We start from the raw sequence: 20542 nt of genomic DNA on the forward strand, positions 1-20542 counted from the left end.
GTACGGGTCACCATATGGAGGATTAGCTCAGCTGGGAGAGCACCTGCCTTACAAGCAGGGGGTCGGCGGTTCGATCCCGTCATCCTCCACCATTTTTATGTATTAACATCAAACCTATATATATGCCGGTGTAGCTCAGTTGGTAGAGCATCTGACTTGTAATCAGAGGGTCGAGGGTTCGAATCCTTTCGCCGGCACTCCTCGGGGGGGTAGCGAAGTGGCTAAACGCGGCGGACTGTAAATCCGCTCCTTCGGGTTCGGCGGTTCGAATCCGCCCCCCCCCACCAGGTTTGAGCCATTAGCTCAGTTGGTAGAGCATCTGACTTTTAATCAGAGGGTCGCAGGTTCGAGCCCTGCATGGCTCACCATTTTTTGCGGAAGTAGTTCAGTGGTAGAATACGACCTTGCCAAGGTCGGGGTCGCGGGTTCGAATCCCGTCTTCCGCTCCATATTCTTATCCCTGTTTCGGGGCCTTAGCTCAGCTGGGAGAGCGCCTGCCTTGCACGCAGGAGGTCAGCGGTTCGATCCCGCTAGGCTCCACCATATGTTTGTTTCTTAAGTTAGTGATGACTTAAGTTTTTTTTTGCCTAAAACCATGAACCATTCAAATGAGAGTACAGAGAAAGGCAGCCTGCCACCATTCAGGCTGCCTTTTTGTATGTTTATTCATTTTATTGCCGAGTTGAACCAAACGAATGATAGCGTTTACAATTTAGTTATCAAGCGTTCAAAGGGGGAATGGCAATGCAATGGTCATATATTCATGTACCGCTGCGATACGGTCAAGGGAAACTCGGGGTTGACCAAGGACCAGCAAAATTAAACGAATTAGGGATGGAGACACTCTTGCCACCGGAAACGGTCAAACATACGATTCGCGTGTTACCGGAATCTGAAATTCGTGAAAATGAGGAACACTTGAAGCGAGTCGATGGTGTCCTACACACAGTCACCGAATTAGCGGAAGTTGTGCATCGTGAGATTACAGCGAATCGATTCCCATTGATCGTTGGGGGCGATCATAGTATGGCAATCGGTACACTCGCTGGGTTGGCTCAAACAGGACCATACGGTGTCATCTGGGTAGATGCTCATGCTGACTTGAATACTGGAGAAACGTCACCATCCGGCAATATTCATGGAATGCCGCTTGCGGCTGCAATGGGCATGGGTGATGTTCGTCTGACAGAGGTAGGCGGACGTGAGCCGAAGTTATCACCGGAGCATTTAGTATACATCGCACTTCGTGATATCGATGAAGGGGAAATGAACGAGATTAATCGACTTGGCATCAAAGTCGTTACTGTAGAAGAAGTGCGAACGCGTGGTGTCGATGTCATCATGCAAGAAGCATTGAATTATCTACGTGAACGCGTCAATCGTTTCTACATCAGCTTTGATATGGATAGTTTGGATGCATCACTTGTACCTGGAACGGGGACACCGGTTGATGGTGGTCTGACAGAAGTCGAAGCCAAGGCGATTTTAACAGAAGCTATGAAAGCAGATGATTTAATTGCTGTCGAACTCGTTGAATTGAATCCAGTGTTAGACCGAGAAGATATGACGGCAAATTTAGCGTATCGTCTGTGTGAAACGATTATAAAATCAAAAGAAAACCTGTTATTGGAAGGCGAGACAGTCTGATTTCCTTACAGTTTCCAAACCCGTTTGCTACAATGGGGGTGGAAACTTTTTTTATTTTAAATGAAACCATTTGAATCATGAGACGTATATAGAAATGACCGCATGTGTAGCGGAGAGGGGAAGTGGATTGATGGAACGGCTGACCACCCGTTTGGTAGATGAATTGAGGGCGGGGAATCACGATTCGTTTGCCGAACTGGTAGAACTATACAAGGATGGCGTCTTTGCAATCGCCTATAAAATTTTGTATGATCGTGGCGAAGCGGAAGACGCTGCCCAAGAAGCGTTCATTCGTGCGTATACACGAATCGATACGTATGACGCACAATATAAGTTCAAAACGTGGCTCTATCGAATCACAACGAACGTTGCCATCGATCGATTGAGGAAACGAAAACCGGAGTATTCGATGGATGCCGAAATTGCAGGTACAGACGGTTTGACCTATCAAGACCACTTAGCTGATGAAGCGCCCCAACCCGATGCCCAAGTGGTTCATCGCGAAATTCGAAGTGAGATGCATGAAGCGATCAAGCAACTCCCCGACAAATATCGTATTCCTTTACTCCTAAAGTATGTGGATGATTTGTCATTAAAAGAAATCAGCGTGATGATCGACATGCCGGTCGCAACGGTTAAAACAAGGATCTTCCGGGGAAGAGAAATGTTAAAAACAATCTTTCAAAATAGGGAGGGGTTCAATTGACTCCTGAAGAAAAAGTACAACAATATTTGGAAGATGGCGTTTTGCCCGAAGAATCTGACGAATTGCGTCAATTGTTAGAAGACGATGAATTATACAAGTCGTATCTACAATATGAACGAATCGACGCAGAACTGAAAGCATTGCCTCGTCCAAAGTTATCAGCCGATTTTACTGCACGTGTGATGGCCGCTTTGCCTGAAGCACCTGTACAAAAAGCACCCGATACGGTCGTTCCGTTATCAAAACCAATCCGAAAAGAACGAAAACCGCACTCGAAACAAATCGCTTGGCTACAACGACACCCGGCTTTAATCGCGGCGGTCCTGTTCTTCAGTCTAATGTCTAGCGCGACACTTGGACTCTGGAACAGTGCATCTGAGACGATGACCTATACAAAAGTACCAGGGGTTGTCGTGTCAGAGAACGAAGTCATTGTGCCAGCCGGTGTAACGGTCGAGAAGGATATCACCGTTCAAGGTGGCGATTTACGAATCGAAGGAACGGTCAAAGGTGACGCGACCGCTGTGAATGGTCGTGCGTATTTAGCCAGTGCCGGTCAAGTGACAGGTGAGCTTGAACAAATTGACCAAATGTTCGAGTGGATTTGGTACTCGATGAAACAACTATTCTAAAGACGCATCTAGCGTCTTTTTTTCGTTTCAATCTGGTTTCGTTTTGAAGTGACGCAATGCGTCTAGACAGAATTGATGATATAATGAAACTTGCACGATTTAGCTAGGTAGTTAAGGAGGGGAGCATTTGCCGCTACTTGAACAAGTATCATTTTTCTCATTTTTAAATCTTTCAGAAAACGTACATTGGTACGATTATTTGAATGATGTTTTAGATATCGTCGTCGTCACGTACGTGATTTATAAGTTAATGATGATTGTACGTGGGACAAAAGCAGTTCAGTTAATCAAAGGGATCTCGATCATCCTGGTCAGTTGGTTCTTGAGCGGTTTCTTCGGATTGAAGACGCTCCAGTTCTTGCTAAATCAGGTGATTACGTATGGTCTTCTTGGGATCATCATCATCTTTCAACCTGAGTTGAGACGTGGTCTTGAACATCTCGGACGAACGAGCAATTTATTCGGACGTACGGGAACGAGTGACGAAGAGCAACAACGACAAATGATTGAAGCCATCGTCAGTTCTGCACAGTATATGTCCAAACGGCGAATCGGTGCATTGATTGCCATCGAACGCGATACGGGACTTAATGAATATGTCGAGACAGGCATTCGGATGGACTCGCATATTACGTCTCAGTTGATTATTAACTTATTCATTCCAAACACGCCGCTTCATGATGGAGCGATGATTATTCAGGACGGGAAGATTGCAGCGGCAGCTTGTTATTTACCGCTCTCTGAAAGTCCACACATCGATAAAGCGCTCGGGACGCGTCACCGTGCAGCCATCGGCGTCAGTGAAGTGACAGACAGTGTCACCCTTACCGTCTCAGAAGAAACGGGAGCGGTCTCCCTTGCGATTGCAGGACGTCTGTATCGCGAATTGGATGAAGAAGCGCTACGCAACAAATTAATTCAAGAACTCGTCATCGAAGAAAAAGAGGCGACCCTCTCGTTCTTCGGTAAAAAAGGAGGGGATAAGTAAGTGATTGATCAGTGGTTACAACATAAATGGTTTCTCCGCTTCATCGCACTTGCTTTAGCCGTCCTTTTATACTTAATGGTCGCTGAGACTAGCTCTTCGAACAATGCGTCGAGCGCGCTGCCGATCGTCGGACAGAGTTCCATGACGCTCGATGTGCCGGTCGAAGTGTTTTTTGATGAGGTGCAGTATGTCGCATATAATGTACCGGAAGAGATGGGCGTTGAGCTTCAAGGTCCGTCCAGTAGTTTAACGATGACCAAATTGGTGAAAGATTATCAGGTATTCGTCGACTTGACGAACCTCGGGACGGGCTTTCACCGTGTTCCGGTCGAGGCACGAGGATTCGGTGGCGACGTCAACGTCAAGTTAGACCGAGAGACTGTCGAAATCTATATTGACCGGAAGCAAACGATTGAAGTGCCGGTATCTGTCAACTTATTAAACAAAGATCAGTTACCGGACGGGAAAGTAGCTGGTGATGTCGAAATCGAACCGTCTACTGTGAAAGTCACGGGAGGCGCAAGTCGGATTCAAAACGTCAAAGAAATTACATTGAATGTAGACGTTGCGAATCAAAGTCAGACGTTTACACGAGAAATTCCCCCGACTATTTTAGATGCGAATGGAAACCCATTGAACGTGTCGGTCGACCCGAATATCATCAATGTCACCGTACCGATTTATGATCAAAGTGCGATGATCCCAATCGAGGTCGTTACGAGCGGAGAAGTGGCGGATGACTTCCGACTAGTCGATACGTTGTTAAGTGAGACGGAAGTCCGTGTCTTTGCACCAAAAGAAGTGCTCGACGCACTCGAAACAATCGAGACGGAACCGATTGAGCTGGATGACTTAACAAAGTCTGAAAAGTTAAATGCCACCCTCCGCCTTCCAGAAGGAGCGACATCTCTCGGTAAAAAAGAAGTCGAAGTCCAAGTGTTGATTCGTCCGAACGACGAGTCGAAAGATGACACGGGTGAATTGACGGAACGGATTCGATTGACGGTTCCTGTCAATGTTCGTGGATATGACCGGACAAATTACACGGTTCAAACGCAAGAAGTTGTCAGTGTGACGTTGTCTGGAAAACGATCCCTTCTAGAGAACATCTCCTCGAACAGTGTCAATGTAACCTTAGATTTAACAGGTTTACCGAGTGGGACACACGCGGTAGATGTAGATTATGAAGTACCAAAAGGCGTAACTGTCATTTCGCCAAAAACAATCGATGTTCAATTGACAAGCGTCGATGAAGAAACAGAAACATCTTCTATTCAATAAAGATGTTCAATCATACAAAAGTGAGGATTTAATCTTATGGGTAAATATTTTGGAACAGATGGAGTTCGCGGTGTTGCGAACTCTGAGTTGACTGCGGAATTAGCATATCGTTTAGGTCGTGCGGGTGGCTACGTGCTCTCGAAACATTTGCCAGAAGGCGAACAGCCAAAAGTCTTGATTGGTCGTGACACACGAATCTCAGGACATATGTTAGAGGGTGCATTGATTGCGGGTCTTCTTTCAATCGGTGCAGAAGTCATGCGTCTCGGTGTCATCTCGACACCTGGGGTCGCTTACTTGACGAAGTCATTAGATGCGACAGCGGGAGTCATGATCTCGGCATCGCATAACCCTGTTGCAGACAACGGCATCAAATTCTTCGGTAGCGATGGTTTCAAATTAGATGACGCAACCGAGCAAGAAATCGAAGACATTTTGGACGCTGCAGAAGATACACTCCCACGTCCGACTGGAAAAGACCTCGGTTTCGTTTCAGATTATTATGAAGGTGCACAAAAGTATCTTCAAATGTTGAAACAGACTGTAGAAGAGGACTTTGATGGCCTTCACATCGCGCTTGACTGTGCGCATGGTGCAACGAGTGGTCTTGCAGCGCGTCTCTTCGCTGACCTTGAGGCGAACGTGTCGACAATCGGAAACTCGCCGAACGGGTTGAACATCAACGAAGGTGTCGGCTCGACACACCCTGAGCACTTGGCTGAGTTCGTTCGTGAAAAAGGAGCGGATATGGGTCTTGCCTTTGATGGTGATGGAGACCGTTTGATTGCGATTGATGAGAACGGTGATATCGTGGATGGAGACAAAATCATGTACATCTGCGGGAAATACTTGAGTGAAAAAGGTCGTTTGAAAGACAACACAATTGTCGCGACGGTCATGAGTAACCTTGGCTTCCATAAAGCTGTAGAAGAAGCGGGCATGACGGCGCTTCAAACAGCAGTTGGAGACCGTTACGTTGTAGAAGAAATGAAGAAACATCAATACACACTCGGTGGCGAACAGTCGGGTCACTTGATTTTCCTCGATCACTCGACAACGGGTGATGGGATGTTATCAGGCGTCCAATTGGCGGAAATCGTCAAGTCGACAGGTCGTAAACTTTCTGAATTGGCAGCTGAGATGCCGGTTTATCCGCAAAAGCTCGTCAACATTCGTGTGACGAATAAGAATGATGCAATGAATGGAGAGCGTGTGCTCGCGACGATTCAAGAAGCGGAAGCGGAAATGGCTGGGAACGGTCGGATTCTCGTCCGTGCATCTGGAACAGAGCCACTCGTCCGTGTCATGGCAGAAGCGCCGACAGCGGAAGAATGTGACCGTTACGTTGAAAAAATCGCGCAAGTCGTGCGTGAAGATTACGGCGTAGAAGGATAATTTTTCAGAAACCGGGAATAACACAAGGGAATCCAACGTTGGATTCCCTTTTTGTTTCCGTTTTGTCATCGAGAAAACAATGGTTCTTCTTGACGAATGGGGGTGTGATTTGTACTATTAAGAGCGTGACCTTGGAAACGGAAGGACACAAGAGTACGAACAAGCGCCAGAACTCTGCGGAGTTGACGAGGTTGGAGGTTATCGAGATTTCGGCGGATGCCTCCTCGTCGCCTGTCACGACGAAAAGCACACTTTTAAAACGCCCGGGTGACCGGACGGACAAAGAAGCGTGTATTGACAGCTCTTAGAAAAAGCCCGTTTCCTTTTTCGAGAAATCGAAGAATAGAGGAGATTTGTTTATGTGTGGAATTGTAGGAATGATTGGGAATACCGGAGCGAAGGAAGTCCTTCTCAAAGGTCTTGAAAAACTCGAGTACCGTGGTTATGACTCGGCAGGTCTTGCGTTGATGCATGAAAATGTCAACGTTCACAAAGAAGTCGGTCGCATCGCTGCGCTACGCGAAATCATCCCAGCAGAAGTAGACGGCACGATTGGAATCGGCCACACACGTTGGGCGACACACGGGGTACCAAGCGTACCGAACGCCCACCCGCACCAAAGTACGACAGGACGCTTCACGCTCGTGCACAACGGCGTGATCGAGAACGACGAAATCATCAAGAAGACGCTTGACGTCCCGTTCCTTTCAGAGACGGACACGGAAGTCATCGTCCAGCTCATGGAGAAACACTTCGTCGAGCTCGGCGACGTCGAGGCGGCGTTCCGCAAGACGCTCTCGGAACTCCACGGTTCATACGCGATTGCGATGATCGACTCAGAGGACAAAGAGCGCCTCTATATCGGGAAGAACAAGTCACCGCTCCTCGTCGGACTCGGTGACGGCACGTTCAACGTCGTCGCATCGGATGCGATGGCGATGCTCCAGGTGACGGACCAGTACCTCGAGCTCCACGACGGCGAGATCGTCATCCTCACGCGTGAGTCGGCGACAATCAAGACGCTCGACGGCGAAGTGCTTGAGCGTGCACCGTACACGGCCGAGATCGACGCGTCAGACATCGAGAAGGGCACGTACGCGCACTACATGTTGAAGGAGATGGACGAGCAGCCGGCCGTCATCCGCAACATCATCCAGCACTACCAGAACGAAAACGGCGACATCGAACTCACGGAAGGCGTGCGCGAGCTCGTCTCGGAAGCAGACCGCGTCTATATCGTCGCGTGTGGTACAAGTTACCATGCCGGTCTTGTTGGGAAACAATTGATCGAACGCGTCGCAGGTGTACCGACTGAAGTACACGTCGCGTCAGAGTTCGGTTACAACATGCCACTTTTGACAGAGAAGCCACTCTTCCTCTTCATCTCACAATCAGGTGAGACAGCGGACAGCCGTGCCGTCCTCGTCGAAGTGAAAAAGCTTGGCCATAAAGCGCTCACGTTAACAAACGTAGCAGGATCGACACTGTCGCGTGAAGCGAACGAGACGATGCTCCTCCACGCAGGACCAGAGATCGCCGTCGCCTCGACGAAAGCGTACACGGCACAGATCGCCGTCCTCGCGATTCTCGCATACGACATCGCTCGTGCGAACGGGAAGAAACTTCCGTTTGATTTGATGCAAGAGCTCGCACTCGTTGCAACAACGATGGACTCGATTATGGCACAAAAAGAAATCTTTGAAGAGCTTGCTGATAAGTTCTTGAAAGAATCACGTAACGCATTCTTCCTCGGACGTGGATTGGATTCATATGTAGGTCTTGAAGGCGCATTGAAGCTCAAAGAGATCTCATACATCCAAGCAGAAGGATACCCAGGCGGGGAACTCAAACACGGACCGATTGCGTTGATTGAAGATGGGACACCAGTCATCACACTTGTGTCTCAACCGAACACACACCTCAACATTCGTGGAAACATCAAAGAAGTTGTGGCGCGTGGTGCAATAGCTTGTACGATTTCAATGGAAGGAATGGAGCACGAGAACGATGCATTCGTTCTTCCACGTGTTGAACCACTTCTCACGCCACTCGTGACGGTTCTTCCACTTCAACTCATCTCGTACTATGCGGCACTCGCCCGCGACTGTGATGTCGACAAGCCACGGAACTTGGCGAAGTCTGTAACAGTTGAATAATCATCCATGGCCAGAATCTTTCGAGATTTTGGCCTTTTTTGTTGCAGTCAGTTAACAAATCATCGGAATGCTCTCAAAAATGTCTGTTTTCCTGAAAGAGCGGGTACACTCAACGTGAGTATGAATAAAGGGAGAGATTCGATGAAACAGAAGAAATGGATGACGGGCTTAGGTGTCATGATCCTCGCTACATCATTGGCTGCATGTGGGGATACGGCAGACGATACATCGATGGAAATGTCAGAAGAACAAAGCATGGACCATTCGTCAATGAACCATTCGGGGTCTGGAGAGATACCAGACGGACTGATGGAAGCGAGTGATCCGACGTATCCGGTAGGGTCGACAGCGATGATGACGGCAGATCATATGCCGGGGATGGAAGGTGTTGAAGCCACGATTATCGGTGCGTATGATACGACTGTATACGCAGTCAGTTACACACCGACCACGGGCGGTGATCCGGTAGAGAATCACAAATGGGTGATTCATGAGGAACTCGAGAATCCGGGCGACGCGCCATTAGCAGAAGGTGAACAAGTCGTATTGGCTGCTGATCACATGGAGGGCATGGACGGAGCAGAAGCGACAATTGATACGGCTGAAGAGACAACGGTTTATATGGTGGATTACACGACGGAAGATGGAGAAGAGGTCACAAACCATAAATGGGTGACCGAAAGTGAACTAGAAGCGATGAAGTAAGGAAAGAAGACCTCAAGAAAATGCTTGAGGTCTATTTTTTTTCGATAAATATTTATTGATAAACGATAAATAAGGGCGTATGATAAAGGAAATAAAATGAGTGAGGTGTATGACAGGTGAAACGAGAAACCGTCTTCTTGAAACTATCGGTGATTGTCTTAGCCATTCCGATTCTTGCAGCCTGTATCTTTTTACTTCCGTTTCTTTGGCGAGACGCAACCGAGAGCGGAGGGTGGATTGCGAATTCGATGCGTCCGATTCTCGTGGGGATGTATGTGGCGGCAGTCCCCTATTTTGTGGCTCTGTTCCAGACATTTACCTTGCTAGGATTAATTGACCGGAATGAGGCGTTCTCCTATGAAGCGGTGAAAGTACTTCGAGTGATCAAGTATTGCGCATTGACCATCACGGTCATCTATACGGCGTTACTTCCGTTCTTCTATTGGTTCGCTGAACGTGATGATTCCCCAGGTTTCTTAGTCATCGGGTTCGTCTTCGTGTTCGCCGCATTTGTCATTGCCGTCTTTGCTGAGTTGTTACAGAAATTATTGAAGCGAGCCATTGATATGAAACAAGAAATCGATTTGACGGTCTGAGGTGAGAACATGGCGATGATTGTGAATCTAGATGTGATGTTAGCGAAGCGGAAAATGAGTGTGACAGAACTATCGGAGCGGGTCGGGATCACCATGGCGAACTTGTCGATTTTAAAGAATGGCAAAGCGAAAGCGATTCGTTTTTCGACGCTCGAAGCGATTTGTGAAGCGCTCGACTGTCAACCGGGGGACATACTAGAATATCGAGCGGACGAACGAGCAGAGTGAATCTCTGCTTTTTTTGTGTGAACATGAAACGTATTTGAACGATATAGCGTATATAAGATAAATCATTCAGGGGGAGACTAGAAAATGGTTCAAACATGGACAGAACGGACACATGAAGCAATCAATGGGAAACGAGGTCTACTATTATCCTGGTCGTTTCTTTGTGCCATTATATTAGAGTTTATTGCAATATTCGACCCGACACTTTACGGGGCGAAAGCCGGTTCGTTACAGGCGATTGTATTCCTTGTAAGTACGATGGTTGTATCCTTTATGCTATATCCAATCATCATCGGGTATCACTGGGTCATTCTTTCAATCATTCGCGGACAAGACGCGGAGTTTCGTTATGTGTTTCGACCGATGAAAGAACGATTTGGTAAGCATGTGACGGCTGTCATCCTACTAGCCATCTTCCAGACGCTTTGGACACTATTATTCATTGTTCCGGGAATCATGAAGTTCTTTTCCTACGCGTTCACGTACTTTATTTTGCGAGATGAGCCAGAGCTATCAGTCAGAGAAGCAATCACGAAGTCACGCACGTTGATGCATGGTCAGAAGTGGGACGCATTTAAACTGATTTTGCCGTTCATCCCGATTTATTTGATTGGCTTCACGTTATTTATGGTTGTGAATTCGGTTTTACTTGCCGCATTATCATTATCGATTGCGACAATCCTCATTCGTCCATTCGTCGTTGCGCGTTTCGCTGTCATGTATGAAGACTCGCGTCGGGCGTACGACGAACAATGGAACAAACCAGCCTGAAAGCATATTAAATAGAGGTTGAAAGGAATGAGCATGCTACAATCTTCATGAAGGAAAGGGGAAATGCTGAATGAAGATTGGAATCATTGGGGCTGGTCTGAGCGGAATCATCGCAGCGCGTGAACTCGCACGTCGAGGTCATACGGTTGAATTGATTGAAAAGAGTCAAAGCGTCGGGGGACGTTTGGCGACTCGTCGAATCGGTGACGGACAAGCGGATCACGGGGCCGTCTATTTCACCGTACGTGGGGAAGAGCTCAAACGCGAGGTACAGTCGTGGATGAGTGCGAACTGGGTGCGTGTCTGGTATGCGGATCCTTATCCGCGATACGTGGGGACGGATGGTATGAATGAACTCGCCAAGCATCTTGCTGAGGGATTGACGGTACACTTGAATGAACACGTGGAGCACGTTCACATAGAAGAGGATGGTACCATCAGCGTGAAGACAGATGTGACGAGACGTTCATACGACCGAATCGTGATGACGGCACCGCTTCCGCAATCGTTCGAATTACTCGGGAGTTTGGTTGATCAGGTCACACCTTCCTTGCGACGTCTCGTGTATGCGCCGACGTTCGTTGGTCTCTTCGAATGTACGGGGGATGTACAGATTGGGGAAGATGGGATTCTCGATCATGACCTAACACCTGGATTGTTGAAGGTGATCAATAATCAGCAAAAAGGAATCACTGCGACCTCGCTCATCAGCGTATATATGGAAGAAGCGTGGAGTGAGGAGTGGTATGAGCGACCGGAAGAGGAGACACTTGCAGAAGTTGAGCGGTTATTCAGGGAGGAAGTTGGCGATATCGACATCGTGTCACGGCAATTGAAACGGTGGCGCTATGCGCAAGCGACAGAGGTGTGGCATGAACCGTTTTATCAGGTAAGCCATCATCCCATTTATTTAGCTGGCGATATCTTTCTTGAAGCGGATGATCCATCCGGACGTACTCGATTTGAGAGTGCCTATTTATCTGGTCTACGTGTCGCCAAGGCAATCGTTTAAACCTTCTACGGAAGGTTTTTTCGTTTTGATGACGAATAGACAGACAAACGAACTGGAGAGGGGCACTCATATGGGGATGATTGGAACTTACTTGCGAGTAACAGATGATGAGTTGGCGCGGCTACTTGATGAACCTGATTATTTCGAGGAATTGTACACTTACGAGGAAAGACAATCGGATATCGATAAAGCGTGGCACGGACTGTACTTTTTGCTGACCGGAGAAGCGGACTTGGACGACATTGATCGTCACTCACTCGGGAGAACGATTTTCGGCGGAATGGTAATCGAAGAGGAAACAGGAACGGCCTATTTGACGTCAGCAGAAGTGAAGGACTTAACGACCCGACTTCACTATATCGAACGAGATGCCCTTGAATCACGTTATGAGGCGACGAGGATGAATGCGCATGAACTTTACCCATTCGAGAGAGGGTGGGGAAGTGAGGAGAAGCAATACTTGCTCGAACAATTCGAGGAATTGAAAGCGATTTTTTCATCCGCGTCACAAAAGCAAGAAGGGTTGATCACATGGATTGGATAAAATACGACTGATATGTTGCGCCGATAGGATTCTCCTTATCGGTCTTTTTATTTGACGTCATTTAGTTTAGGGCATAAACTATAAGCATCTAGTTTAGGGGGTAAACTAAAAATGAAAGCATTGATGCGCGAAGCCGTGCAGTTATTTGAAGAAGTGATGTTCCATGGGACGGAACATGTCATCGAAGCGATGGAAGGGGATGTATGGCGTGAATATTCGCGTGAACAACTCCAGCTCTTAAAGTTGCTTGATCAATTTGGACCGACCCCTGCTGGGCAATTGGCACAAAAGCAAGGTGTCCATAAAAGTGCGGTCTCGAATCGACTCAAAAAACTGGTCGAAAAAGAACTTGTCACGAGTCGACGTGGCAAGGATCAGCGCGAACGTTTGATTGAATTGACCTCAGAAGGAAAGCGGCTCGTCGAGGAAGTGGACGGTGCCGTCTATCGATATGTAGAATCCCTCATCGATGGAGAAGTAGACGAAATTGAAATTGAGCAATTTGTCCGGACGTTCCGGAAAATAAAACAATTGCTCCGAATCGGGGAGGAATAACGCGTGCATAAAATCATTCAATGGCGTTGGGGAATCCTCATTTCCCTCATCGTATTGACGGCGGCACTATTTGTCGTAGCGCCGAACTTAACAAAGCAAGCAGAAGAAGCTGGTAGTTTTCAGCTAGCGGACGATATGGACTCTCAGCGTGCACAAGCGATTTTAGATGAAGCCGGGAAGAGTGATAAAACCATTTCGCTCGTCTACGAGTTCGAGTCGATTGGCGAAACCGAGCGAACGGATGTCGCTCGTGTCATCGAAGAGCTTAGACAGAATGAAACGGTCGTGACGGATGTTCTCGATCCGTTTGAAAGTGAGGAGACAGAGGCACAGCTCGTCTCTGAAGACGGACGCATCGTCCTCGTCCCGATCACGGTCGAAGGTACGACAGAAGAAATCAATGCGTTTGCTGATGATGTCCGTGAAAACGTGCTTCCTCAAGAGGAAACCGTATATATCACTGGGGAAGAGATCATTAACAATGATGTAAACTTGAGTGCCCAAGAAGGATTGAAAAAGACGGAAATCATCACGGTCGTATTGATCTTTGGGTTACTGCTCCTCGTGTTCCGTTCTATCGTGACACCATTCATTCCACTCATCGCGGTCGGCTTCACGTATCTATTGAGCCAATCGTTTGTCGCGTTCTTTGTGGATTGGTTTGGATTCCCGGTATCGAACTACACACAAATATTCCTCGTGGCCATCTTGTTCGGGATCGGGACAGACTACTGTATCCTGCTTCTTAGCCGATATAAAGAGGAACTGAGTGCGGGGCATGCGATTGAAGACGCAATCGTCAACACGTACAAGACGGCAGGACGGACGGTCTTGATCAGTGGGCTTGCGGTCTTCGTCGGTTTCGCGGCCATCGGGTTTGCAGATTTTCCAATCTTCAAATCAGCCGTCGCCGTCGCAGTTGGGATTGCGGTGTTGCTGTTGATTCTCTTCACGGTCGTCCCATTCTTCATGGCGACGCTCAAGCAACGACTGTTCTGGCCATCGAAGAAAGCAGGCGAGCATCATGATAGCAAACTCTGGGCTGGATTGAGCCGATTGTCGGTCAATCGCCCGTTCGTATCGATTTTGGTCGTTGGATTGATTACGGTGCCAGTCCTGTTCACGTATGACGATGCCCGTTCGTTCAATACGGTCGATGAGATTGGAGACGGGTACGATTCGGTTCGTGGACTGAATTTGATTTCAGAAGGGTTCGGTCAAGGGGAATCCCTTCCGGTACAAATCATTTTGAAACAAGATCAAGCCATTACGGAATCGGAAGTCCCATACATTGAAATGTTCGCAAGCGAGCTTGAAAAAGTCGATGGAGTGAGCGGCGTACGTGCCCTCACACGCCCGACTGGTGAAGTCATCGACGATTTCTATGTCGACACGCAACTCGGTGAACTCAGTGAAGGCTTGTCTGACGCACAGACGGGTCTCGGTGATGTCCAAGCCGGATTAGATGAAATTGAGCAAGGGCTAGACACGGTCGTCGGACAATTGCCAAGCGGTTCAACCAATGCCGGGGCACCGCTTGCAGAAGCAGCAGCTGGGCTGAATCAGTTAAACGGTCAACTTGGTCTCATTGGGCAAGGATTGACAGCGACTCAAAACATCCCTGCTGCAGTCGGACAGCTCGCTCAAGTGTCGGCAGGGCTCACACAAATTGAATCGGGCATCAGTGAAGCCGCGTCCGCATTGAATGCGCAAGGGTCTCAGGTTGGTGAACTTAGCACCGGATTATCGCAACTCGCGACAGGTGTCGGCGAAGCGAACGACGGATTAGGACAAATCGAGTCGGGCCTCGGTGAAGCGGTTTCGTTCTTGCGACAGTTGAGTGAAGCAGATTCGCTTCGGGAGACAGGCGTCTATCTTCCTGAAGGAACGCTCACGTCAGATGAATTCTCCCCTGCCGTAGAACGCTACGTCTTTGACGAAGAGACGGCGACTCAGCTCGAGGTGGTACTAGAGATGGATCCATACTCACCAGAAGCGATTGATGTCGTCGAGACGATTAAAGAGACGATGGATCGATCTGTTAAGGGGACACCATATGCAGATGCGACCATCGGATACGCAGGTATCTCAAGCATTAACAGCGATTTGAATGAAACGTCAACGAACGACTTCAATCGAACGGTAGCCATCATGCTCGTGACGTTGTTCATCGTCTTGACGGCATTGTTCCGCTCGATGATCATGCCGCTCTACATGATCGCTTCGCTTCTCTTGACGTACTATACGTCAGCAGCGATTACAGAGCTGATCTTTGTGGAAGGTCTTGGCTATGACGGAATCAGCTGGGCCGTTCCGTTCTTCGGATTCGTCATGTTGATTGCACTTGGAATCGACTATTCCATCTTCCTACTGGATCGATTCCGGGAAGAGACGATCAATGGGAAAACGGTCCGTGATGCGCTCGTCTATTCGATGACGAAGATGGGTACCGTCATTATGACCGCTGCAGTCATTCTCGCCGGGACGTTCGGCGCCATGATTCCGTCAGGCGTGCTCAGTCTCGTTCAGATTGCGACCATCGTCATTACTGGTCTGTTGCTATACGGATTGATTGTATTGCCACTCTTGATTCCAGCCATTACAATTTCGTTCGGTGATGGTGTATGGTGGCCGTTCCGACAAAAGAAAAAGTCATAAGCAGAAACGGATGTCTCGTGCGATGAGATATCCGTTTTTTGGGATAGATTGAGGTAGATTCGGGAACAGAAAGGCAGGTCCATTATCGAAGGAGGAATACTGTATGGAAATCGTCATTACTGCAATCTTGAAAGCTCATCCTGGTAAAGAAGAAGCGTTACGTGAGGCGCTACACCGTGTGATTCCACCGTCACGAGCGGAAGAGGGATGTCTCGCGTACGTTCTTCACGAGGCGATTGATGCGCCAGGAACGTTTGTCTTCTATGAAAAGTATCAAGACGAAGAAGCGCTCGATCACCACATTCATTCATCGCATTATCAGGCATATCGTGAGGAAGCTGGGGAGCTTCTCGCCGTGCGTGATGTCTATCGTTTGCATGAAGTCTGAAAGGAGACTTTCTCATGATTACGCAACCTGTGATCCCATGTATTTGGTTTGAGGAGAATGTCGAGGAAATCGCCGAGTGGTATGTCTCCATCTTTCCAGATTCGTTTGTCGACTATACGACGAGATTTTCAAGCTCGCCAGCAGGCGAGACGACGATTGTGACGTTATCGCTCGCTGGACAGTTCTTTCAGTTACTCGGGGGAGGTACGGCGCAAGAACGGAATCCGTCCATTTCCTATATGGTATCGCTCCCGACAACTGAAGAAATCAATGCGCTATGGGAACGATTATCTGACGGAGCGGAGATCTTGATTCCATTAGATACGTACGACTTCAGTCAGCGTTATGGGTGGTTGAAGGATCGCTACGGAGTTTCTTGGCAAATCATGCATGATGGGGGGATGGATATTCAGCTCGTGACGCCATGCCTCTTATTTGTCCAGGATGCGTTTGGTCGCGCCGAGGCGGCGATGAACGATTGGATTTCCATTTTCAAAGATTCGTATGTATTGGACGGACATACGGTACGGTACACGGAAGAAGACGGGGAGGAACTCGACGGTAAAATCAATTATGCCCGTTTCGTCTTATCCGGCCGAGAATTTGTCGTGATGGACAGTAATGAGAATCATATGTTTTCATTTAACGAAACACAGTCGCTCATCGCTTTTTGTGAGACACAAGACGAAGTCGATACGTACTGGCAACGGTTATCGGCTGTACCGGAAGCAGAGGAATGCGGTTGGCTGAAAGATCGATACGGCGTCTCGTGGCAAATCATTCCGTGGGAAATGGAAGAGATGATGACGGTCGGTTCGCAAGAGCAGATTGAACAAGTCGTACAGGCGTGTCTGCCCATGAAAAAACTCGATATCGCGACGTTGCGTAAAGCCTATTAAACAAACCTCCCGAGACAAATAGCTCGGGAGGTTTTTCATGGACTCATTTGTGAGAGGGCATCCTTCTCGATGATGGTATCCGAGAGACGGAGCTGACTGGCCGCACGGTCGATATATGGAGCGCATCGATCGAATGCGACCGGTTCTTCCGTCTCGACGGAATAGCACGTGCCGTTACCAGCACGTTCGGTCAAGTCTGGTTCATAGTAATGGTCTTCATATCGGAAAGCGCCCGTCCGAAAGACGGTCAAATTCGGCGTATCATTCAAGAGAGAGTCGCCAAGCATATATGCCGGAGAGATCCCAAGTACATCAAGAATCGTCGGTGCGATATCGATTTGACCGCCACTCGCCTCCATGACTTCTCCTGTCGTCAATCCAGGCGGTTTGATGAAGAGGGGGACAGCACGGTCGAGTTGAAACGCGTCAACCGTTGAGTCCACTTCTTCAAGGGTAGCCATCTCTTCTCCAGGTGCCGTCAGACCGCTATCGTGGTCACCATACATGACGAGTAGCGTCTCATCCCAGAGCCCATCTTGCTTCAATCGTTCGATGAACTGACCGACTGCTGCATCGACGAAATGAACGGTATGGTAATAGTTTTCGAGAAGCGGGTCCTCAATTTCCGTCAGGTCCAATCGCTTCTCTTCCTCCGGAATGTCGTACGGTGTATGGCTCGTCAATGCGACTAAAAACGCATAAAACGGTTCATCCAACTCTTCCATGAATCCGACGGACGTATTCAAGAATTCCTGGTCGTTGAGTGCCATCCCGATGATGCCTTGGTCGGGGTAGTCTTTGTCGCTAAAGAAATGATTGAACCCGATGTTCTCATAAAAATCATCCCGATTCCAAAAGTCTTTACGGAAGGAGTGCATGGCTGCCGTATCATAGCCGGCCTCGTTTAAGGACTGAGAGAGCGCGCTAAATTGATTTCCCGGGAAACGTGTGTACACCGAACCGGATTTGACAGGGTAGAGTGACGTGTTGACGATGAACTCCGCATCGGATGTCCGCCCCTCATGCGTCTGATGATACACGTTCGGGAAATAGAGCATGTCACGTCGCAATCGATTTAAGTTCGGTGTCAATTCCTGTCCATTGATGCGTTGATCGATGACGGAAGTTTGAAACGATTCGAGTTGTAGGACGATGACGTTCGTATCCGGACTCGGGGCACTTAATTCCTGATAAGAGAGTGCTTGGATTTGAGAACGCTCCTCGTCTGTCAGGGCTTCGTTCCATCCCATGGCACGTTCGACGCCTCGGGCGACATCCATCGCGTGATAGCCCCAAAATCCAAGATGATAGTATTCGCGCATATTCGAGATCGGGTCGTCTGCGATCCATTTTTCCCCGCGCTGATAACTGAGGGTGAGCGGAATCGTGAAGAGAAGAAATCCGAGAGTGAAGCCGGCGAGCGCCAATCGTCTTCCGTTCCGCTTCGCTTCACGGACAGGATGACGTTTCATATAACGCAAAATCAAACCGTAGATGATGAGGTCGATGAAGAAGAATGCATCGATTGGGCGGATGAGCGTCAAGAAGCCACCCCCGACATCTCCCATCTGTCCAATATCGGACAGTAAGGCGACGGATAATAAGTCTTCAAAATAGCGATAGTACCAGACGTCCGAGACGAGTAGGGTACTATGCAGGAACAGAGAAACGTATAAAATCCATCGGCGAATCGGGTAAGACACGGCGAGTGCCCAGCTCGTCAGGAGCAGAATCGTCGCCAAATTGATGAGGAAAAACGAGAAGTCGAACGCCGTCGCGGTCAACCAGCTAAAAAAGAAGAGCTTTGCCAGGGAGAGTGACAAGTAGCTCCAATAATCGAGATATTTGATCATGAACAACACATCCTTTTCATACCCATTCCCGATGAGGTGAGTGAGGGAAACGTGAAGATGTGTCCAACCAAAAAAGAGGCACGGGGCCTCAGTTAATCAGAAACGTATCGCGCAATTCGATGATGGTTCCTTCCGGTGCTTTTAGTTTACTTAAATGACCGTCGACGACGAAGTAGATGTTGCCGCCGTGCTTCGGCAAGAACGTGACGCCGAGCTGTTCGAGTCGAGCGACTTCCACTTCGAGATTATCCACATAGAGGGCGAAATGGACGGGACCGGCCGCATGTTTCGAATAGTCTTGTAACGTTTCATCCGTTTTAGCAGTCTGGAGCTCGATATAAAAATCTCCGAGTTTGAGCCAACTATTGAAGTCACGTGTGTGGAAGTTTGGCGACTCTTGGACGAGTTCAAAACCGAGCGCTTCGTAAAATGACTTCGATGCGGCATAATCTGGTGTTTGGATACAGATATGGTGAATTTGTTTCATTAAGACTTTCCTTTCGTTTGTAGGTCGTTCACGCGATTGCGGTGGAACGGGGAAGTCACATCTTCCGAGATGAGACTGATTGTATGTCCATCCGGGTCTCGTACGTCAAAACAGGACATGCCTCCGAAATCGTGAAGCGGTGTCGCAATCAACCCTGCTTGTTCGAACGATTGATACGCGAACTGGATGTCTTCACAAATGACGTTGAAATAGACATGGGCTTGTCCTGACGCATCTTTGAACGTTGCGGGTTGCGGTGACGAGGTCTGGATCAATCCGAGCTGAGTCGAACCGTCTGGTAGACACAAACCGATGCCCCCTTCCCAGCGACCAATTTCTTGAGCATCAAAATAAGTGGTATACCAGTGCAGAGACTGTTCTACATCTGATACGGGAATGAAGATACTTCCGATTCGGAACATATGATAACCTCCCTTTCTATTTCTAGTGTAGCGAATACATGCTTTCAAAGATACGGGGGAAGAAACTTTTTACGGGAGAAAGCGTATGAAAGAGAGAGAAAATCAATGAGGTGAATGTATGAAAGTAAACGAAATCACGATTCAACCGGTTGATGCAGTCAATCGAGAGGCGGTCATCGCCCTGACAGTGGACGAGAAACAATCTCGATTCATCGAGACGAATGCCGAGTCTCTTCAAGAGATGGAGAAGGATATAAAATTCAATTGGAAAAGCTATGCATTCTATGAAGGCGTGCGACCGGTTGGCTTCATGATGGTCGGAGCAGAAAACCAGACAGAACGTTATGTATGGCTCGATCGTTTCATGATTGATCACAATGAGCAGGGGAAAGGTGTTGGGACGAAGTGTCTACGCATGGCAGTGGAATTTATCCAGACACAATACGATGTGAATGATATCATCCTGAGCCTCCATCAAGAGAATGAAGCTGCGAAACAATTTTATGCGAAGAACGAGTTTGTCGACAGCGGTTTGATTGATGAATGGAACGGCGAAGCAATCTGGGTCTATCACACAAAAACCCGACCGTCATAAGTCGGTCGGATTCCTAAATCAAAA

The 20542-nt window shown here is 48.2% G+C and carries 21 protein-coding genes and 6 tRNA genes; 24 read left to right on the forward strand and 3 right to left on the reverse strand.

What is annotated here, in order from left to right; translation table 11 throughout:
* Positions 1-16 precede the first annotated feature (16 nt).
* The 23 genes from ACQKD4_RS00005 (at position 17) to ACQKD4_RS00115 (ending at position 17161) form a co-directional block, all read left to right on the forward strand.
* Positions 17-92: transfer RNA gene (locus ACQKD4_RS00005), tRNA-Val, on the forward strand.
* Between the two features lie 32 nt (positions 93-124).
* Positions 125-197 (forward strand) — tRNA-Thr (locus tag ACQKD4_RS00010).
* A gap of 6 nt (positions 198-203) precedes the next feature.
* Positions 204-287: transfer RNA gene (locus tag ACQKD4_RS00015), tRNA-Tyr, on the forward strand.
* A gap of 5 nt (positions 288-292) precedes the next feature.
* Positions 293-368, forward strand: a tRNA-Lys gene (locus ACQKD4_RS00020).
* 6 nt (positions 369-374) lie between these two features.
* A tRNA-Gly gene (locus ACQKD4_RS00025) sits at positions 375-449 on the forward strand.
* 18 nt (positions 450-467) lie between these two features.
* Positions 468-543, forward strand: a tRNA-Ala gene (locus ACQKD4_RS00030).
* A 201-nt stretch (positions 544-744) separates the two neighbouring features.
* Positions 745-1647 carry an arginase gene (gene rocF / locus ACQKD4_RS00035; protein ID WP_427372034.1) on the forward strand — a complete coding sequence of 301 codons (903 nt, stop codon included), beginning with the start codon at positions 745-747 and terminating at the stop codon, positions 1645-1647.
* A gap of 130 nt (positions 1648-1777) precedes the next feature.
* Positions 1778-2353, forward strand: a complete 576-nt coding sequence (gene sigW / locus ACQKD4_RS00040; protein ID WP_012727640.1) for an RNA polymerase sigma factor SigW — start codon at positions 1778-1780, stop codon at positions 2351-2353.
* Positions 2350-2985 (forward strand): RseA family anti-sigma factor, encoded by a 636-nt coding sequence (locus ACQKD4_RS00045; protein WP_214697364.1) that lies wholly within the window; start codon positions 2350-2352, stop codon positions 2983-2985. Before sigW ends, ACQKD4_RS00045 begins: the two co-directional genes overlap by 4 nt.
* A 127-nt stretch (positions 2986-3112) precedes the next feature.
* Positions 3113-3973, forward strand: coding sequence for a diadenylate cyclase CdaA (cdaA, locus tag ACQKD4_RS00050; protein ID WP_214697362.1), 861 nt, complete (start codon positions 3113-3115; stop codon positions 3971-3973).
* Positions 3974-5254 (forward strand): CdaR family protein, encoded by a 1281-nt coding sequence (locus ACQKD4_RS00055; protein ID WP_214697360.1) that lies wholly within the window; start codon positions 3974-3976, stop codon positions 5252-5254.
* Between the two features lie 36 nt (positions 5255-5290).
* On the forward strand, positions 5291-6649 hold the full coding sequence (gene glmM / locus ACQKD4_RS00060) for a phosphoglucosamine mutase (RefSeq protein WP_074035349.1): 1359 nt from the start codon (positions 5291-5293) through the stop codon (positions 6647-6649).
* A gap of 359 nt (positions 6650-7008) precedes the next feature.
* Positions 7009-8805, forward strand: coding sequence for a glutamine--fructose-6-phosphate transaminase (isomerizing) (gene glmS, locus ACQKD4_RS00065; protein WP_427372035.1), 1797 nt, complete (start codon positions 7009-7011; stop codon positions 8803-8805).
* Between the two features lie 141 nt (positions 8806-8946).
* Positions 8947-9510 carry a YdhK family protein gene (locus ACQKD4_RS00070; protein ID WP_427372036.1) on the forward strand — a complete coding sequence of 188 codons (564 nt, stop codon included), beginning with the start codon at positions 8947-8949 and terminating at the stop codon, positions 9508-9510.
* 116 nt (positions 9511-9626) lie between these two features.
* Positions 9627-10106 (forward strand): DUF2975 domain-containing protein, encoded by a 480-nt coding sequence (locus tag ACQKD4_RS00075; protein WP_427372037.1) that lies wholly within the window; start codon positions 9627-9629, stop codon positions 10104-10106.
* A gap of 9 nt (positions 10107-10115) precedes the next feature.
* The gene (locus ACQKD4_RS00080) at positions 10116-10334 is read left to right on the forward strand and encodes a helix-turn-helix domain-containing protein (RefSeq protein ID WP_012727632.1); all 219 of its coding nucleotides are present in this window, start codon (positions 10116-10118) and stop codon (positions 10332-10334) included.
* 84 nt (positions 10335-10418) lie between these two features.
* A complete protein-coding gene (locus ACQKD4_RS00085; protein ID WP_427372038.1) occupies positions 10419-11105 on the forward strand; it encodes a DUF975 family protein in 687 nt (228 codons plus the stop codon).
* Positions 11106-11175: 70 nt separating this feature from the next.
* Complete coding sequence (locus ACQKD4_RS00090) at positions 11176-12117, forward strand: NAD(P)/FAD-dependent oxidoreductase (protein ID WP_427372039.1); 942 nt, start codon at positions 11176-11178, stop codon at positions 12115-12117.
* Between the two features lie 70 nt (positions 12118-12187).
* A complete protein-coding gene (locus ACQKD4_RS00095; protein WP_274665359.1) occupies positions 12188-12661 on the forward strand; it encodes a YfbM family protein in 474 nt (157 codons plus the stop codon).
* A 111-nt stretch (positions 12662-12772) separates the two neighbouring features.
* Positions 12773-13216, forward strand: a complete 444-nt coding sequence (locus tag ACQKD4_RS00100; RefSeq protein WP_214695082.1) for a MarR family winged helix-turn-helix transcriptional regulator — start codon at positions 12773-12775, stop codon at positions 13214-13216.
* Between the two features lie 3 nt (positions 13217-13219).
* Positions 13220-15874, forward strand: a complete 2655-nt coding sequence (locus ACQKD4_RS00105) for an MMPL family transporter (RefSeq protein WP_427372040.1) — start codon at positions 13220-13222, stop codon at positions 15872-15874.
* 103 nt (positions 15875-15977) lie between these two features.
* Positions 15978-16262, forward strand: a complete 285-nt coding sequence (locus ACQKD4_RS00110) for a putative quinol monooxygenase (RefSeq protein WP_427372041.1) — start codon at positions 15978-15980, stop codon at positions 16260-16262.
* A 14-nt stretch (positions 16263-16276) separates the two neighbouring features.
* On the forward strand, positions 16277-17161 hold the full coding sequence (locus ACQKD4_RS00115; protein WP_427372042.1) for a VOC family protein: 885 nt from the start codon (positions 16277-16279) through the stop codon (positions 17159-17161).
* Positions 17162-17196: 35 nt separating this feature from the next.
* On the opposite strand, the gene ACQKD4_RS00120 is transcribed toward ACQKD4_RS00115, so the two are convergent.
* The 3 genes from ACQKD4_RS00120 to ACQKD4_RS00130 form a co-directional block, all read right to left on the reverse strand.
* Positions 17197-19014, reverse strand: a complete 1818-nt coding sequence (locus ACQKD4_RS00120; RefSeq protein ID WP_427372043.1) for an LTA synthase family protein — start codon at positions 19012-19014, stop codon at positions 17197-17199.
* 88 nt (positions 19015-19102) lie between these two features.
* Complete coding sequence (locus ACQKD4_RS00125; protein WP_427372044.1) at positions 19103-19501, reverse strand: VOC family protein; 399 nt, start codon at positions 19499-19501, stop codon at positions 19103-19105.
* A complete protein-coding gene (locus ACQKD4_RS00130; protein WP_427372045.1) occupies positions 19501-19923 on the reverse strand; it encodes a VOC family protein in 423 nt (140 codons plus the stop codon). The genes ACQKD4_RS00125 and ACQKD4_RS00130 overlap by 1 nt, the downstream gene beginning before the upstream one ends.
* A 118-nt stretch (positions 19924-20041) precedes the next feature.
* Between ACQKD4_RS00130 and ACQKD4_RS00135 the strand changes: the two genes are divergently transcribed.
* Positions 20042-20518 carry a GNAT family N-acetyltransferase gene (locus ACQKD4_RS00135; protein ID WP_427372046.1) on the forward strand — a complete coding sequence of 159 codons (477 nt, stop codon included), beginning with the start codon at positions 20042-20044 and terminating at the stop codon, positions 20516-20518.
* Positions 20519-20542: the final 24 nt, after the last annotated feature.

The organism is Exiguobacterium sp. NPDC077395 (genome assembly GCF_050269125.1).
Lineage (GTDB): Bacteria > Bacillota > Bacilli > Exiguobacteriales > Exiguobacteriaceae > Exiguobacterium > Exiguobacterium aestuarii_A.

What these genes read in the sequence shown, in the direction of transcription:
- rocF (WP_427372034.1), top strand. Translation starts at nt 745, where the DNA reads ATGCAATGGTCATATATTCATGTACCGCTGCGATACGGTCAAGGGAAA.
- sigW (WP_012727640.1), top strand. Translation starts at nt 1,778, where the DNA reads ATGGAACGGCTGACCACCCGTTTGGTAGATGAATTGAGGGCGGGGAAT.
- glmM (WP_074035349.1), top strand. Translation starts at nt 5,291, where the DNA reads ATGGGTAAATATTTTGGAACAGATGGAGTTCGCGGTGTTGCGAACTCT.
- glmS (WP_427372035.1), top strand. Translation starts at nt 7,009, where the DNA reads ATGTGTGGAATTGTAGGAATGATTGGGAATACCGGAGCGAAGGAAGTC.
- ACQKD4_RS00070 (WP_427372036.1), top strand. Translation starts at nt 8,947, where the DNA reads ATGAAACAGAAGAAATGGATGACGGGCTTAGGTGTCATGATCCTCGCT.
- ACQKD4_RS00080 (WP_012727632.1), top strand. Translation starts at nt 10,116, where the DNA reads ATGGCGATGATTGTGAATCTAGATGTGATGTTAGCGAAGCGGAAAATG.
- ACQKD4_RS00085 (WP_427372038.1), top strand. Translation starts at nt 10,419, where the DNA reads ATGGTTCAAACATGGACAGAACGGACACATGAAGCAATCAATGGGAAA.
- ACQKD4_RS00090 (WP_427372039.1), top strand. Translation starts at nt 11,176, where the DNA reads ATGAAGATTGGAATCATTGGGGCTGGTCTGAGCGGAATCATCGCAGCG.
- ACQKD4_RS00095 (WP_274665359.1), top strand. Translation starts at nt 12,188, where the DNA reads ATGGGGATGATTGGAACTTACTTGCGAGTAACAGATGATGAGTTGGCG.
- ACQKD4_RS00100 (WP_214695082.1), top strand. Translation starts at nt 12,773, where the DNA reads ATGAAAGCATTGATGCGCGAAGCCGTGCAGTTATTTGAAGAAGTGATG.
- ACQKD4_RS00110 (WP_427372041.1), top strand. Translation starts at nt 15,978, where the DNA reads ATGGAAATCGTCATTACTGCAATCTTGAAAGCTCATCCTGGTAAAGAA.
- ACQKD4_RS00115 (WP_427372042.1), top strand. Translation starts at nt 16,277, where the DNA reads ATGATTACGCAACCTGTGATCCCATGTATTTGGTTTGAGGAGAATGTC.
- ACQKD4_RS00120 (WP_427372043.1), bottom strand. Translation starts at nt 19,014, where the DNA reads ATGATCAAATATCTCGATTATTGGAGCTACTTGTCACTCTCCCTGGCA.
- ACQKD4_RS00125 (WP_427372044.1), bottom strand. Translation starts at nt 19,501, where the DNA reads ATGAAACAAATTCACCATATCTGTATCCAAACACCAGATTATGCCGCA.
- ACQKD4_RS00130 (WP_427372045.1), bottom strand. Translation starts at nt 19,923, where the DNA reads ATGTTCCGAATCGGAAGTATCTTCATTCCCGTATCAGATGTAGAACAG.
- ACQKD4_RS00135 (WP_427372046.1), top strand. Translation starts at nt 20,042, where the DNA reads ATGAAAGTAAACGAAATCACGATTCAACCGGTTGATGCAGTCAATCGA.